The 14,647-nt window shown below is 57.3% G+C and carries 11 protein-coding genes; 2 read left to right on the forward strand and 9 right to left on the reverse strand.

From position 1 onward, the window contains the following. Window positions 1-5: 5 nt before the first annotated feature. From ACZ9AQ_RS23045 to ACZ9AQ_RS23055, 3 genes are read right to left on the reverse strand one after another with little or no spacing between them, the layout of a single operon-like run. Window positions 6-3,191: an efflux RND transporter permease subunit gene (locus ACZ9AQ_RS23045; protein ID WP_109343486.1), complete on the reverse strand. Its 3,186-nt coding sequence runs from the start codon at window positions 3,189-3,191 to the stop codon at window positions 6-8. A gap of 36 nt (window positions 3,192-3,227) precedes the next feature. After that, window positions 3,228-4,460, reverse strand: a complete 1,233-nt coding sequence (locus ACZ9AQ_RS23050) for an efflux RND transporter periplasmic adaptor subunit (protein ID WP_109343487.1) — start codon at window positions 4,458-4,460, stop codon at window positions 3,228-3,230. 3 nt (window positions 4,461-4,463) lie between these two features. After that, window positions 4,464-5,711 (reverse strand): TolC family protein, encoded by a 1,248-nt coding sequence (locus ACZ9AQ_RS23055; protein ID WP_205289051.1) that lies wholly within the window; start codon window positions 5,709-5,711, stop codon window positions 4,464-4,466. 68 nt (window positions 5,712-5,779) lie between these two features. Here ACZ9AQ_RS23055 and ACZ9AQ_RS23060 point away from each other — a divergent pair, with 68 nt between their 5' ends. Together ACZ9AQ_RS23060 and ACZ9AQ_RS23065 are read left to right on the forward strand one after the other, a co-directional pair. Continuing rightward, on the forward strand, window positions 5,780-6,193 hold the full coding sequence (locus tag ACZ9AQ_RS23060) for a MerR family transcriptional regulator (protein ID WP_109343488.1): 414 nt from the start codon (window positions 5,780-5,782) through the stop codon (window positions 6,191-6,193). Window positions 6,194-6,294: 101 nt separating this feature from the next. Next, window positions 6,295-7,362 (forward strand): cation efflux transmembrane domain-containing protein, encoded by a 1,068-nt coding sequence (locus ACZ9AQ_RS23065; RefSeq protein ID WP_109343489.1) that lies wholly within the window; start codon window positions 6,295-6,297, stop codon window positions 7,360-7,362. Between the two features lie 103 nt (window positions 7,363-7,465). Here the strand turns inward: ACZ9AQ_RS23065 and ACZ9AQ_RS23070 are convergent, their stop codons facing one another. The 6 genes from ACZ9AQ_RS23070 to ACZ9AQ_RS23095 form a co-directional block, all read right to left on the reverse strand. Beyond that, a complete protein-coding gene (locus ACZ9AQ_RS23070) occupies window positions 7,466-8,821 on the reverse strand; it encodes a TniQ family protein (protein WP_109343490.1) in 1,356 nt (451 codons plus the stop codon). Continuing rightward, entirely contained in the window at window positions 8,818-9,798 is a 981-nt protein-coding gene (locus tag ACZ9AQ_RS23075) for an ATP-binding protein (RefSeq protein ID WP_162819333.1), read from the reverse strand. The genes ACZ9AQ_RS23070 and ACZ9AQ_RS23075 overlap by 4 nt, the downstream gene beginning before the upstream one ends. 1 nt (window position 9,799) lies before the next feature. Next, window positions 9,800-11,779, reverse strand: coding sequence for a hypothetical protein (locus ACZ9AQ_RS23080; protein ID WP_162819334.1), 1,980 nt, complete (start codon window positions 11,777-11,779; stop codon window positions 9,800-9,802). Continuing rightward, window positions 11,776-12,474, reverse strand: a complete 699-nt coding sequence (locus tag ACZ9AQ_RS23085) for a hypothetical protein (RefSeq protein ID WP_162819335.1) — start codon at window positions 12,472-12,474, stop codon at window positions 11,776-11,778. Before ACZ9AQ_RS23085 ends, ACZ9AQ_RS23080 begins: the two co-directional genes overlap by 4 nt. 158 nt (window positions 12,475-12,632) lie before the next feature. After that, window positions 12,633-12,998, reverse strand: coding sequence for a helix-turn-helix domain-containing protein (locus ACZ9AQ_RS23090; protein ID WP_109343494.1), 366 nt, complete (start codon window positions 12,996-12,998; stop codon window positions 12,633-12,635). A gap of 1,133 nt (window positions 12,999-14,131) precedes the next feature. After that, on the reverse strand, window positions 14,132-14,647 hold a 516-nt coding region (locus ACZ9AQ_RS23095; RefSeq protein WP_429206946.1), incomplete at its 5' end, for an SIS domain-containing protein.

The raw sequence follows: 14,647 nt of genomic DNA on the forward strand, positions 1-14,647 counted from the left end.
ACTGTTCAAATTCCCTCCGCCACGTTCTCGGGCGGACGGGCGAAGCGCTGGTAAAGCGTCGGCAGCACGAACAGCGTCAGGATCGTAGCGGAGATCAGGCCTCCGATCACAACGGTGGCCAACGGCCGCTGCACCTCGGCGCCGGCGCCGGTTGCCAATGCCATCGGGACGAAGCCCAGCGATGCGACCAGTGCCGTCATCAAGACGGGGCGCAGGCGCCGCAGCGCACCTTCGCGCACCGCTTGTGCCCACGGAAGCTGTTTCGCCACGTCGTCGATCGAGCCCACCATTACCAGCCCGTTGAGGACAGCGACGCCGGACAGTGCGATGAATCCAACGGCCGCCGAGATCGAAAACGGCATGCCACGCAGCCAGAGTGCGGCGATACCCCCGATCAGGGCGAGAGGCACGCCCGTAAACACGACCGCGGCCGAACGCCAAGACCCAACAGCCGAGTACAGCAACGCGATGATGAGCGCGAAGCAGGCTGGTACCACGACTGCCAAACGCATCCGCGCACGCTCGAGGTTCTCGAATTGCCCGCCCCAGGTAATCCATGCACCGGCGGGCACCCGTACGTCCGCGTTGATGCTTGCGCGCGCTTCGCTGACCACGCTGGCGATGTCACGTCCGCGCACGTTGGCCTGTACCACGACGCGACGCTTGCCGTTCTCGCGACTGATCTGGTTCGGTCCCTTGGCCGTCTCCAGCGCGGCCACCGACCCCAGCGGCACGAAACTGCCGCTTGGCGTCAGCACTGGCAACTGGCGCAAGGCTTCCACATCGTTCCTGCTGGTCTCACCCAGTTTCACCACCACGTCGAAGCGCCTGTCGCCTTCATAGATGGAACCAGCCTCCCGGCCCGCGATGGCTGCCGCCAGTGTGTCGTGCACGTCCTGAGCGGATAATCCAACCCGCGCCATGGCGTCGCGGTCCAGCCGCACATCGAGCAGCGGAAGCCCCTGCACCTGCTCTACCCGGACGTCCTCCGCGCCCTCGACCGCACGCAGTTTTTCGGCAACCTGCTCGGCGGTGCGGATCATGGCGTTGAAATCGTCGCCGTAGACCTTGACGGCAATGTCGCCCCGTACGCCGGCCAGCAGTTCGTTGAAGCGCATCTGGATCGGCTGGGTCAGCTCGTAGTTCTGGCCCGGGATGCCTGCAACCGCCTTCTCGATCTTCTCAACCAGCTCGGCCTTGCTCATCCCGGGTTCCGGCCATTCCGAACGGTCTTTAACGATGACAAAGGTGTCCGTGATATTCGGCGGCATAGGGTCGGCGGCCAGTTCAGCCGTACCTGTTCGGGAGAAGACCAGCTTTACCTCGGGCAGCTTGCCGACCGCCTTCTCGACAGCGAACTGCATCGCCTGGCTCTGGTCCAGGGAGGTTCCGGGAATGCGGGCGACCTGCAGCAACACGTCTTTCTCGTCGAGGGTCGGGAGAAATTCCTGGCCCAGCGTTGTAAACAGACCCAGCGCGCCCGCAAAACCGACGGTCGCTAGTACGCCGGTCAGCTTGGGCTTCGCGAGTGCACGGTCCAGCCAAGGTGCATAGGACGTGGATACGGCTTTGACCAGTCGGTTTTCCTTTTCATTGACATGGCGCGAAAGCCATAGCGCGATCGCCGCCGGCACAAAGGTAAGAGAAAGAATGAAAGCGAATACCAGGGCCAGAATCACCGTTACCGCCATCGGTGCGAACATCCGGCCTTCCACCCCCTGGAACGTCAACAGGGGGACATAGACGAGAATGATGATCGCCTGGCCATAGACGCTTGGCCTGATCATTTCGCGCGCGGCGGCCGCAACGGTATCAAGGCGCTCCGCTTTGGTAAGAGTTTTGCCAGTCGCATGCTGGTGTTCGGCGATGCGGCGCAGCGCGTTCTCTACGATGATCACGGCGCCATCGACAATCAGGCCGAAGTCCAGCGCGCCCAGGCTCATCAAATTTGCCGAGAGTCCCGCCTCGAGCATGCCCGCCGAGGTCAGGAGCATGGTGACCGGAATAACGGCTGCGGCGATCAGCGCCGCGCGCAGGTTTCCGAGTAGCGCGAACAGGACGGCGATCACCAGAAGCGCGCCTTCGGTCAGATTGGTTGCCACGGTCTTGATGGTGGCATCGACCAGCCGAGTGCGGTCGAGGACTGGCCGGATGAGCAAGTCGGGCGGCAAGGAATGTGCGATTTCCTTGAGTCGGACATCGACGGCGGCGGCAACGGTCCGGCTGTTCTCGCCAATGCGCATCACGGCCGTACCGACGACGACCTCTTGGCCGCCTTCGGACGCCGAGCCGAAACGCACCTCCTGCCCCAGGCCGACGCTAGCGACGTGCGACACCAGCACTGGCGTGCCGTTACGGGTGGTGATGACGGTCTTTGCCAGTTCTTCGGATGAGGTGATGCGCGCATCGGCCTTGACGGTGAGGGCCTCTCCGTTCTGGACGACGACGCCGGCGCCGGCGCTCGTGTTATTGCGCTCCAATGCCTCGCCCAGCATCGTCAGGCTGATGCCCAGGGCCGCTAGTCGTTGCGGATCCGGCGTGACCACATACTGCTTGACGTAGCCCCCGATGACGTCGACGCCCGCCAGCCCTTCGGTATTCTTGAGCTGCGGTGCGACGATCCAGTCCTGCACCGTGCGCAGGTAGGTAGCCTTCTCAACAGCGCCGCGCAGCACTTCCCGTTCCGGGGTGATATAGCTTCCGTCCGCCTGCAAGCCGGCCGACGTACCGACTTTCTGGGCCGGCTTGGAGGCGTACTCCACCGTCCACATGTAGACGTCGCCAAGCCCGGTCGCGATCGGACCCAGGCTCGCAGTAGCACCCGGGGGCAAGTTGCGCTCGACGGCGCGCAGCCGCTCCGCTATCTGCTGGCGAGCAAAATAGATATCCGTGCCGTCCTTGAAGACCGTCGTGACCTGTGCAAATCCATGCCTGGTCAACGAGCGCGTGGATTCCAGTCCGGGAATGCCGGCAAACGCCGTCTCGATCGGATAGGTGACCTGTCGTTCGACGTCGGCCGGCGCGAGCGCCGGTGCGACGACGTTGATCTGCACCTGCGTGTTGGTGATATCCGGTACCGCGTCGATCGGCAGGCGCGTCAGTGCGAATGCGCCGAGGATCGACAGCAGGATGGTGGCGATGAGGACGTGCCACCGCCGCGCAACGGAAAAGTTGACGATGCGAGCAATCATGGTTGGGTATCCTTCAGGAGCCGTTGAACGAGGAAATCAGTCATCGTCCCCTGCCTCTCCCTTGCCATGCTCCGCCTTCAGCAGATAAGTATTGCTGACCGCAATCTGTTCCTTGCCGTCGAGGCCGGACACCACCTTGACGTAGCCGGCCGCGTTACCGCCGAGGACGACGCGCTTGATCGCGAACCCTTCTTTCTCCCGGACGAACACGCTCGGCTTGTCCTCCACCGTCTGCACGGCGGTCCGTGGAATGGCCAGCTGGGTGCCGCCGGTACCGCCCTCGAGCGCGATCGATGCCCTGACCGTCTCGCCGATGCGCCAGCTTCCCTCCCCGTTCGACAGCCGTGCAATGGCGCGTACCTGGCGGGTGGCGGGATCGAGGACGCGCGATACGTGGGTGATGCGGCCTGCGCCGGTGCGGCCATCAATCGACACGTCCACCGCAGTGCCGACGGTGACGCGGGCGGCGTCGTTCGGCGACAGCGAAAGCTCGACGGCCAGTTCGTTGAGGTCGGCCACTTCGAACAGATGTGCGTCCGGCGCGACGATGTCGCCCAGGGCGATCTGCCGCGCCGTGACGTTGCCCTTGATCGGGGAGCGCAGCATCAGCCGGTTAAGCTGCCCTCCGCCCGTTCCCCCGGCGGCGGCGAGTTGTTGCTCGGCCAGGCGAAGGCGGGTGCGTGCTTCTTGCGCGGCATTGCGCGCAATTTCGAATTCCTGTCGCGAGGTGACTTTTTCGCCAAACAGACGTTCTTCGCGCGCGAACGTGGCTTGCGAGAGCTCGTACTGCCGCTTGGCGATTTCAACGTCGGCCCTGAGCTGGGCTACGTCACGGCTTTCGATTACAGCCAGCACGTCGCCCCGAGCGACCGGGTCGCCCAGGTTGCGCCGGACCTCGACAACCCGGCCGCCAACGGCGCTCGAGACGACGGCTGCATGCTTCGGGTCTGCCGCGATGACTGCAGGCGCCTCGACCGCCCCAGCGAAGGACTGTCGAACCGGCATGATCTCGATACCCGCGGCTTTGATTTGCTGGTCCGATAGCGATACAAAATCTTCCTTGGCTTCGGCTTCGCCTTCTCTCTCCGCAGCTTCGCCCCGCTCGCCGGCTTCGCCGCTCTTCTCGGCCTTCTCGGCTTTCTCGCCTGAGGCGGTCGCCGTTTTTTCACCCTGTTCGGCCGCTACTTTAGGGGCTGTTTCTGGCTTGGGGGAGCATGCGCTCAACAGGATCATCGCGGCGCACAGGCCCGATCGGAATACCGCTTGCATGGGTCAATCCTTATAAATTGGAGAGTTGGAACCTTGGAGCCGAGCCAGACGTGCCCGGGCAGTATGGAGTGCTGCGAGCGCGTCGACCGAGCTTTCGCGGGTTTCGGCCAAAGAGCGCTCGGCCTCGATCAATTCGAGTTGCGGGAATTTTCCTTCGGCGTATCCGATCCTCGCGATGCGCGCCGCTTCTTCTGCGGCGGCGAGCGCGGGGCCATTGGCGGCCCGTGCGGCCGCCAATGCGTCGGCCACCTCGGCTTCCGCCTGCGCGCTGGATTGCTCGAATTGCAGTGCGACGCCGCGGCGCGCGGCGGAAGCCCGATCGAATTCCGCCCGCGAGCGCGCCAGCGCGGCCGTGCCCTGATTGAACAATGGCAGTGGGACCGACAGGCCGAGCACAGCGGCCTTGTCGGACGATTCGCCGTAACGGCGCATGCCTGCGGTCAGCGTTACGTCCGGTATCCGGTCGCGCCTGGCCGCATCGACGCGAGCTTCCGCAGCGGCCACCTCGGCCTCTGCTGTTGCGATCGCCAACCCCTGCCCTGCTGCCGGCGTCATCTCGCTGCGTTCTATTTGCTCGAACCACGTGGACGCGATCGTGAGCGGCATCGCCGTGCCTGTCAGCCGTGCGACCGTTTTCTGGGCCAGTTCGGCGGCGCGTAGTGCTTTGCCCAGACGAACCTCCGTATTGATTCGCAGCACGTCCGCCCTTTGCTCCTCTATTGGAGATGCTTTTCCGACGCGCACCCGTTCGCGTGCTGCATGGTGAGCACGCGCAGCCAGTTCATGACCAGCTTTTGCGATCGCGACATAGCGCTCGTTGGCAGCAAGGGTAACGAACGCCTCGGTAATCAGAAATGTCAGCTCCGCTTCCGCGGAGCGCGCCCCAATACCGGCGGCGGCCCGTTCAGCCTGGGCCACGCGCATCCTCGCGCCGCGTTTACCACCGAGCTCCAAGGGCATTGACAGCGCGACCGTCTTTTCTCCCCCACCGAAACCGGAGTAGCGTCCCGATCCCAAGACATTTTCAGCCTCAAGGGAAAGTGTCGGGTTCGGTCGAAGTCCAGACTGGCGTACATTGGCATCGGCGATGCGCAAGGCTGCGTCAGCGCCCTGCAATTGCGGCGCGTGGAGTCTAGCCCGTGCGACGGCCTCGGCAAGCGTCAGTGGAGTGCCCTCAGCAAAGGCAGAGCCTGCGGCCATACACATGACCAACAGGGTCGTGGCGACAGAAGCATTGATCTTGATGCGCATGATTGGATTTGCTTGACGGATTAATAAATGAGCTTTATAAACCTTGAAGCCACTTTAATGTCAAGCATATGTCACGCACATTTACGATAGGACAGCTGTCCGCTGCGGCGCAGATGCCCCCAGCGACGATTCGCTATTACGAGAAAATTGGGTTGCTCGACTCTCCATCCCGCTCCGGCAGCAACTACCGGCTGTACGGGAGCGAGGATGTAGCCCGCCTGAGCTTTGTTCGCCGTGCACGGGAGATCGGGTTCACGGTCGACCAAGTGCGAAGCCTGTTGGCCTTCTCCGACCAGCGAGACGGCGACTGCTGCGCCGTGACAGCGCTGACAGAACAACACCTTGCCGAGGTCGAGCAAAAGATCAGAGACCTCAACTTATTGAAAGAACATCTTTCCCGTCTGCTGGTTTCATGCCGGGGCGGTCGATTTGCCGATTGCGGCATCATTGATGCCCTCGCGCCGGCGGGACAAGCCGGGTAGCTCACTCAGCGTGGTGCCAATCACAGGTCCTGAGCACACTTGACCTTGAAGCTGGTTGAAGGTTTACCCTCCAATAACCAGCCATCAAAAAACTCACTTTCATGACACAAAATCAGACCACGCCTTCTAGCGGCCTTGAAACCGAGCTGTTCGTCTCCAAAATGGACTGTCCGTCTGAAGAAAACTTGATTCGGATGGCTTTGGACAAAGTCGACGGCATCGATCATATCGCCTTCGACCTAAATACCCGAACCGTCAGAGTGCTCCACCGTGGGAGCGCAGATATCCTTTTCGACGTCCTTCAACCATTGCGACTGGGGGTGGAGCTTCGCAGCTCACGTCCGGCTGAGCCACGCTCTACCGTACAACGCACGATCAGCACGCTCGCAATACCGAAGATGGACTGCCCGTCTGAGGAGAACATGATCCGCATGGCGGTAGCTGATGTCGAAAGCATACATTCGCTCAACTTCGATCTCTCGGCAAGGCAGCTCCACGTAGCACACTCGGGAAACATCGATCCTATATTGTCGAAGCTGACACGATTAGACTTGGGCGCCCACCTGATCAGTTCCCGTCCAGACCTGTCCCAATCGACTAGCGGCTCCGATAAAGCTGGAGACGCGTCAGAGGCGAAGACGTTGCGGCTGCTGCTGGCTATAAATGCTGTGATGTTCGTGGTCGAACTCACATGGGGGTTAATCGCAGAATCCGCAGGATTAGTAGCCGATTCGCTCGACATGTTCGCCGATGCAGCAGTCTATGGTTTAGCGTTATACGCTGTTGGGCGCGCGGCTGCGCTAAAAACTCGTGCGGCCCACGTGGCTGGGTGGCTTCAACTCGTGCTCGCACTAGGTGCGCTGAGTGAAGTGGTTCGACGTTTCTTCTTTGGCAGTGAACCCGAATCTGTTTTGATGATGAGTGTCGGAACCGTAGCCCTCATTGCTAACGCTGCCTGCCTGATTTTGATCGCCAAGAAACGTGATCGGGGTGCGCATATGAAGGCAAGTTATATATTTTCCGCCAACGACGTTATCGCCAATCTCGGCGTGATCGCTGCTGGAGTGTTGGTTACCTGGACTGGTTCGCCTTACCCCGATCTTGTTGTGGGCACCATCATCGCCGTCATCGTGCTCACTGGTGCGCGCCGGATCCTTAAACTGAGGTAGCGGTAAAGCGTTTTTGTTGCATGAATGGCTGACCGGTAGGTGGCGAGCTGCCACCACCGGTCATGGAAGCTACTTTATTATCCGGTTTCACCCACCTATGGCATCAGGGAGACAGACTAAGCCGAAGTCCATCAACAGCTGGGAAGGCGACCTTACCAATAATATAGTCACCATTACTTCCGTCGAACTTCACATCAACATGACTCATTGTCGCGGTTTCTCTTCTGAAGTCGCCAACTCTTTTCCTCCCATCCCGCACAGCGACTAGCCACCAATAGAACGCTGCATACTCAGCGATAAACTGCGCCCGCCAACATATCCTTACCCGCTGTGCAAACTCGTTCCCATAAGGGAATCCCACATTCCAGTCCTGGAAATCTGCTTGGTCTGGCGATGCATGCATCACACTAAAATAGGTCTCGTAGCTATTTCTGAGCATGATGAAGGCTAGTAATTTCATGTTGCAGCCGCTCGGAGAATTCAGAAGGTCTTTGATGGATTCGGCTCGATGACGAACATAGTCCTCATCGTCGAACGGTTCCGATTCTGCGATTACGCGAAGTAACCGTCGTAGCGTTGCACGATAAACCTTTATTGCAAGACTAAGTTTTTCAGTTTTCCAACGCTTCGGAAAAAGGACGCTTTTCATAGGGTCGCATCGTTCAAGAGCGATTTTCCAAGTCAAGACCACGAGTTGGGGAACTTCGCGTGTCGTGAAAGGTAGCGTTGCCGGCGGGGGGACTTGGTGAATAACCCACTGTAGCCATGTAGTTTCAGGCCTCAACCACGGCGAGAAATGATATGCCCGTGAAGACAAAAATGATTCCAGCTGATTGCGTACTGCTGTCGACTCCTCCCACCAATGATCAAGACTTTCAAAAGCTCGCGCGTATTCCCTTTTGCTTTGCTGTATCTCCAACCGAGCATCCACGCTCAATCCAACGCCTGAGATGGGACCGTTGCAGTGCGGGCAGACGTATGGCCTGCTTAGGATCTCTTGATGAAATCCATAAGTGGGCAAATGCTTGCCGCACGAGTAACAAGTATCGCGCAGTGCTGCTCCATCTAGCGGGCAGTGGGAGAGGAACTTCGATTGATGCCAGAAGCTATGATAAAGATGCCCTAGACATAGGGGACAATAGCGAAACGCAGTATTCCACCATATAGACCTATGTTTTTCAGATGATGATCCGAATACCTCTTTTTCACTCGGCTCATCAATCCACCAGCTGCTGTGGCTGAACACGTCCGGGTCGAAACCACGCTTATAGGAAAAAGTGGCATGCTCTTTCTGATAGCCCGCACCGTGCGTGCAATGGGTAAGCAGTTCTTTTACTCCGAGGCCGTTACGCCATGCGAATCGCCATATTGAGGAGACCATCGATTCTTCCGGCAAGGGAACCAAATCGAGCGCGGCGTTGGAAGGAAACTCTCTAACGGCGTTATCGTAAATCTTCATCGCGGTCTCCCTTGTGCCCGCTTGGCCTCACCTTTCATTTCGGCAATTGAATCCGCCAAAAGTGCAAAGTCAACAGCGTCGTCCCAAGCTTCCGAGCTTGGAAAAACCCCCGGTGCGTCGCGATGGTGCTGGACCGTGAGATAGCGCCGTAGTGCCGTGAAGAATTGTCGGGCTGGAAAACCCACTTTGTGGACCGAATGCGGGGAACATTTTTTCACAGCGTCGAAAAACCTTGTGGTTTCGTTTTCCAGCCGAAATCCAGCGTCCCAGGCAGTCGGCATAAAGAACTGGGTCCAGGTCTGGGAAGTTTCAGCGGGCCAGACGGAACTATCATACTGAGCAAAAATTGACGCCACATCTTCCTTATACGAGAATGCTCGAAACGATTGACGGCGCCGTGCAAATCTAGAGATGAGGTCAGACTTGCCCATCTCCCGAAGGTGGCCAATAACGTCGGAAAAATCTGGGTCCTGTCCCATCATGATCGTTACCAACTGGACGCCTTCACGGTCCAGCTCGTTATAGATATCTTTCAGGAAGAGGAAATCTTCGAGACGCATGGCATTTGCTTCATCGATAAGGAGCACGACAAACGGTGACTGATATACTCGAGCCAGATCAATGAGGCGTCGCACAAGTCGGTGGCGCAGGTCGAAGGTCTCGCCACGAAGTTCCGGGTGACCTACCGCAGTAAGAAAATGTTTGAAGAATGCCCGGATCGATGAAACCTGCTGGTTCCAACTGTTATGCCGGATCACGACCAACTCGGGCATGCGGTCACGCAGTAGATGTTCGAGTAGTACAAGCGCGCGAGTCTTTCCTACACCGCTTTGCGCAGTGAAACAGCAACCGCTTTCGCGCACGAGCAGGATGTGGCGGACGATTTGGTAGAGTTCCTTGATTGGTTCGGTCAATAGGACAGTATTTCGATTAAATGCAGGATGGTCGATCGTCAGTAGGTTAGCGAATGCAGTCAATTTAATCTCCTAAATAAGTAGGACCAGTCTTGGGAGCTTCGAAATCGAAGAAGCTACCGGTCTTTGGCAAGATTGAAGGTGGGGAAGGTATCAGTGAGTCCCCTAGCGCCGCTTTATCACCGATGCGCTTTTGATCGGCCTGGACCTTGGAAAGGGAGAGCGCTTCCTTAGAAGCGCGCTTGGCGTTTCGAGCACGCTTGCTGCGTTCGCGCAGTTCGTCCGCCTTGCCATCGCACCAGCGTGCCGCCACTGACGTCGAATTCTCATGCAGGCGTTGCGACAGACCTGCCTGGTTCATAAGTGCACGGTTACGCCAGGAAATATGGTGTCCTTGCTTGTTCGCCGGGCCCTGCAGAGCGCCGAGCTGTTCGCCCGTCTCGAGTACGGTCGCATTTGCGACCTGGACATCGCGTCGATCGCAGTAGACGATGAGTTGCCGGTCGATGAGGTCGTAGGCGTTCGCAAGCGCGGCGTTTGTATATTTCCATCGCCCGAGAGTCACATGAGGCCGGATGTTATTCTTGCGGCTGCCGCAAACCTTAACAACTTCGACATGAGAAAGAAGCTTCAAGTCTTGCTGCGCCGGAATGGGTAAAGGCTGCAGAAACACTCCCGAATCGGAGCGATTCAAGCCATGCTGGAGCGCTCCTATCGGCGAAGAGAAATTGTTACCCTCATTCCCTTCCTCGTTGTGCTCTCTGATGCAGGCATAAATGACATCAATGAGGTCACGTATGGTGATCTCGAACTTCACGGCCTGCTCGACGGGCTTATTGCGGCGCGTGTCTTTTGGCCCAGACCCGAATGTGGAAGGCAGTCTTTTTAAACCACGCTCGCTCAGTTTGCCAAAAATCCTTTCAACTGGATGCCTACGCCACCACGCCTTGACCGGACCGAAATTGATCGCACAACCGAGTGTACGGATTATGTTATCGACGACTTCGGTCGCCGCATTCGACCATGCGTTATCCATTTTCAGGACGCCGAAGCCCTGGAACGCTATCTCGGGCATGATTTGTATGGGGAAAACCTTGCCGTCAACAGTTAATGGGCAAGTAGCCGCATCGCTTTCTTCGGCCGGTGGACGTATCGCGGACTCGACCACCTCTAGCACACTGTCCCCGCTCGGGTTCCCCTCGAGCGCTACAAACGCGCCCAGCACAAGATTCCATCGCTCCTCAATAAGAAAGCCGATGTGCCAGCGAGCAAGCGGTACTGGCAAGCGTCCGCCATCTTCGGTCTCCAGGATCAGAACTGAAGCTGCGTCGACTTTATGGAAATCTAATTGGCAGGCGCCATAGCCGCGAAGCTGCGGAAAAAGGCTGCGCCTCCCAGAACCGACCCCATGTCGACGCGCCGCTTCCTCTCCAGAGCGAGCCGAGAACCAGCGCGTTGCGTTCTCGCTCAGCAAACCGATACAAAATTGCCGAAGAGACTTGTATCCGCAATTCTTCGTACTGAATGGCCAGTCCTCCGACGTAAAACCCAGTGAGCGTAGCTGGTCAAGAAATTCACCATGAAGCTCGGCGTAGCTGATCCGAACTACTCGAACCGAACGCTCTCCAGTGCCAAGAAAGCGGTTCCGAATGTGTAGCTCCACTTCGGGAAATCGCGCGAACAGCTGCGATAGAGCACCTGCACACCCACCCGATCCTTCACCTAGCTCATGGACAACTGGAGCACGTCGCTCGTAGCCGCGCAAACGCTTCCAAGGCACCAGCGCACGAAAGCCGGCGATCGTGCCGTCCTCACCACCAGCCATGCATCGGCCAACCAGGTAGAAAATCTTCTGGCGCGGTATCGCCGTAGCAGCTGTGATCTGTTCGTGCGCTACTCCGTCCGCGTACATTGCGACAGCCAGCTTACGAGGTCGGTAAATACGCAGGATTTCTTCGTTCAGGACTTCCTCATCAGGTGCTGGCCACTGCGACAAGTTCGCAAAGGCAGCAGGAATAAGGGTCCGGCTACGTGGGACACTCATGACCGCACCCGGTCGAGTTGCGAGTGAGTTCCGAATAGGCGGCGAGTCAGATCGGTATGCACCGTGCCTTCCTGGAGCGCCCTGGCCACCACGGCAAGCATGATGCTCCGATCGGCCCGGGCGTCGGCCAAGACATCCTGTACGCGCAACGCGCCATGTCGAGACATTAATGCCAAGAACAGCTCGGTTTCGCGATACGTGGGATAAGCTTTGACACGGGTCATGATTGCGCAGAGCATGAGCCAGTTGTCCAGGAAGACTTCTTTCCCAAGCAGTTCAAGTTCGCTGCGCGCATGAACTTCTACACCGGCCGATGATGCCTTCTCTCGCAGACCCTCCGGAATCGAGGGATCACTTTCCTTGCCTGATGAAGAGCGCCCAGAACGAGCTATGACGATCCAATGCTCAGCGCCGTCGCGGCTGCGTACCCTGACATAGCCGGCATCACTGTTTGAAGCAACTTTAAAAGGATCATCGACGAGTTCGTAACCAGCAACGCCCGTATCACCTTCAAGTAGCATCAAGTGCATGAAGGGCACGTCACCGGACACGGTAAGGCGGCGATTGTTCTTGGGGGAATCGAAGATCCAGAGATTCGATACCTTGGCCGCGCGTTTGCGTATCACGGACAAAGGCGTAAAAGTTTCCCGCGCATGTGCACTTGCGCAAACGGGTTCTAAGACTGCTTTCACCATTGCTCTACCCTCCAGTTAATAGACGGATGCAGCTTTTTTGAAAACAACAGTTGACCGTCCGGCCGGAGAGCGATATCTTAGAATTTCCACGTTCGAAGATACTATCTCGGCCAGAAAGCGGCGGATCTCAGTTGTAGGGGGTTCGTCGTTTTCTACATTTATTCCTCCTTAAGGATCGCTGCGATACGCGCCGCTTGCTCGTGTGTAATCCTGGGCGCCGATTGAATCAATGACTTCACGAGTGGTGCTATAGAGGTCGAGGCCACAGAACTGTGACAAGTCGCGGCGCACCGATCTGCAACCGCGACAGCGAACAAACGGTGCGACTCAGCGTCGCTCAGTTCCAGCGCCTCGACGATGCGGCACAAGAGGAGCGTCGAAGGCGGCCCCTTTCTTGAATTCTCCAGCTGCGAGTAGTAGCCTCTACCCAATCCGGCACGAGAGGCAACGTCTGCTTGCGTCACGCCTGTGCGAATTCTTAGGGCATACAATTCACTGCCAAAGTTAGTTTCGGCTGCTCGCATGTTTTAAGGCGGAAGCTGATTTTGAGTGCGAATGCAGTTTATACAACTGCTTTCGGTATTCCGCAAGCAAAATATTCCCTGGGTTTAGATAATGCTGGCGATACTGCTTTCTCTGCTACGACGACCGCCCCAGATAATATCTGCGTTGGTGTTCCAAAGGCTGCACCACGTATATTCAGTTGCGAGACAAGAACGCGGTGCTCGTAAGGGCAGATGTCTAGATAACGCCTGGTCGATTCGCCAAAAACTAACTTTTTAGGGCGCCGTTGCTTGGCCCGAGGGTGCCGTTTCTCCATCTCTACGAGGACAGAGCATCTGTGTGGCAAAGCGCCTTCGCGCGCAAACCTGAAAAGTAACTTTTTGCGACGTCAACAACCAACTACGGATTATCTAGATAACGTCTAGACGAATCGCTCAAAACTAACTTTTAAGGCGACGCTGCTTGGCCTAGGGTTCGGTTTTGCCATGCCTACGAGGACAGTGGGTCGGTCCCGTAGCGATCCTCCGCGCCAAGCACCTGAAAAGTAACTTTTTCCGACATCAATAACTAACTATGGATCAAATCGGCGTAGCCGAGTCGGCAGCTCTACCAAGGAGCATTATGATTACTCCTGGAAATTTGTATTTCGATAAGGAAAATTGAATGCGATTGATGCTCGATGTTTTGCTAAATCCATGAAGCTTGAACTTCGTACGGAGGGTGACTATTGCGAGGATATTTGAAAGCTGAGCTGGTTTCAATTTGCCCAGTGCTGCCAACGTCTTGCTAACTAGCAGGTCAAGGAAAATGCGGGGATGTGCGCTAAGTCTACATCTATAGGTTTGAATTCGATCCCATCAACTAAGTCACCATATTTAGGTACAATGTTGCCGACGAGAGAAATGCCGAAGTACTCAAAATAGATGACTCTTGCACGAATCCCAAACAATTCAGTCACTTAGTCGAAAATTACGTCACCTGATTTAGGTACGAGTACTGCAAATTGGTCAGATCCTTGGAGGTAAATTAATCAGATGTCACTGTCTGCATCTATCTGACGAATTCACTTCCAACCAACTGGTCTAGCCGGATCTGACAATTGTAAGCCCTGTCGCAGAACCCGGATGGCGGCCAAAACGTCCTTGACGTTACGCTAGTAGTTTTCTGGGTAGAGATCGCGTTCGATCAGCTCGATCAAAATATGAATGATCTTGATGTGCAGTTCCTGAGTCCGGTCGGCAAACGCTCCGGACGGACAACTGATACAGACGTCACATAGGTCCTCCAGGGGCGATCCAGCCGCCCCGGTCAATGCGATGACTTGCATACCGAGTTTGCGAGCCGCTTTGGCAGCTACCAGAATCGACGGACTTTTCCCGCTAGTGCTGATCGCAAGCAGAACATCACCGCTGCGGCCGTGAGATTCAATGTACCGGCTGAACACCTGCTGATACCCGTAGTCGTTCGCGACGCACGTGATGTGAGTCGGGTCGCTAATTGCGGTTGCGGCAATTCCTGGGCGGTCACGACGGAAACGCCCTGTCAGCTCTTCCGCGAAATGCATCGCGTCGCACTGAATCGCCACGAGTTTCCTAGACACTCGCGAGCCGCTTGAAATACTGCTTTTCATACTCGACCGGCGACAAGTCATTGCTGGAGCTGTGCCGGC

Source organism: Massilia sp. UYP34, from assembly GCF_056279385.1.

Bases quoted from the DNA above. Each gene is read 5' to 3' on its own strand.
- ACZ9AQ_RS23045 (WP_109343486.1), bottom strand. From the start codon at position 3,191: ATGATTGCTCGCATCGTCAACTTTTCCGTTGCGCGGCGGTGGCACGTC.
- ACZ9AQ_RS23050 (WP_109343487.1), bottom strand. From the start codon at position 4,460: ATGCAAGCGGTATTCCGATCGGGCCTGTGCGCCGCGATGATCCTGTTG.
- ACZ9AQ_RS23055 (WP_205289051.1), bottom strand. From the start codon at position 5,711: ATGCGCATCAAGATCAATGCTTCTGTCGCCACGACCCTGTTGGTCATG.
- ACZ9AQ_RS23060 (WP_109343488.1), top strand. From the start codon at position 5,780: ATGTCACGCACATTTACGATAGGACAGCTGTCCGCTGCGGCGCAGATG.
- ACZ9AQ_RS23065 (WP_109343489.1), top strand. From the start codon at position 6,295: ATGACACAAAATCAGACCACGCCTTCTAGCGGCCTTGAAACCGAGCTG.
- ACZ9AQ_RS23070 (WP_109343490.1), bottom strand. From the start codon at position 8,821: ATGAAGATTTACGATAACGCCGTTAGAGAGTTTCCTTCCAACGCCGCG.
- ACZ9AQ_RS23080 (WP_162819334.1), bottom strand. From the start codon at position 11,779: ATGAGTGTCCCACGTAGCCGGACCCTTATTCCTGCTGCCTTTGCGAAC.
- ACZ9AQ_RS23085 (WP_162819335.1), bottom strand. From the start codon at position 12,474: ATGGTGAAAGCAGTCTTAGAACCCGTTTGCGCAAGTGCACATGCGCGG.
- ACZ9AQ_RS23090 (WP_109343494.1), bottom strand. From the start codon at position 12,998: ATGCGAGCAGCCGAAACTAACTTTGGCAGTGAATTGTATGCCCTAAGA.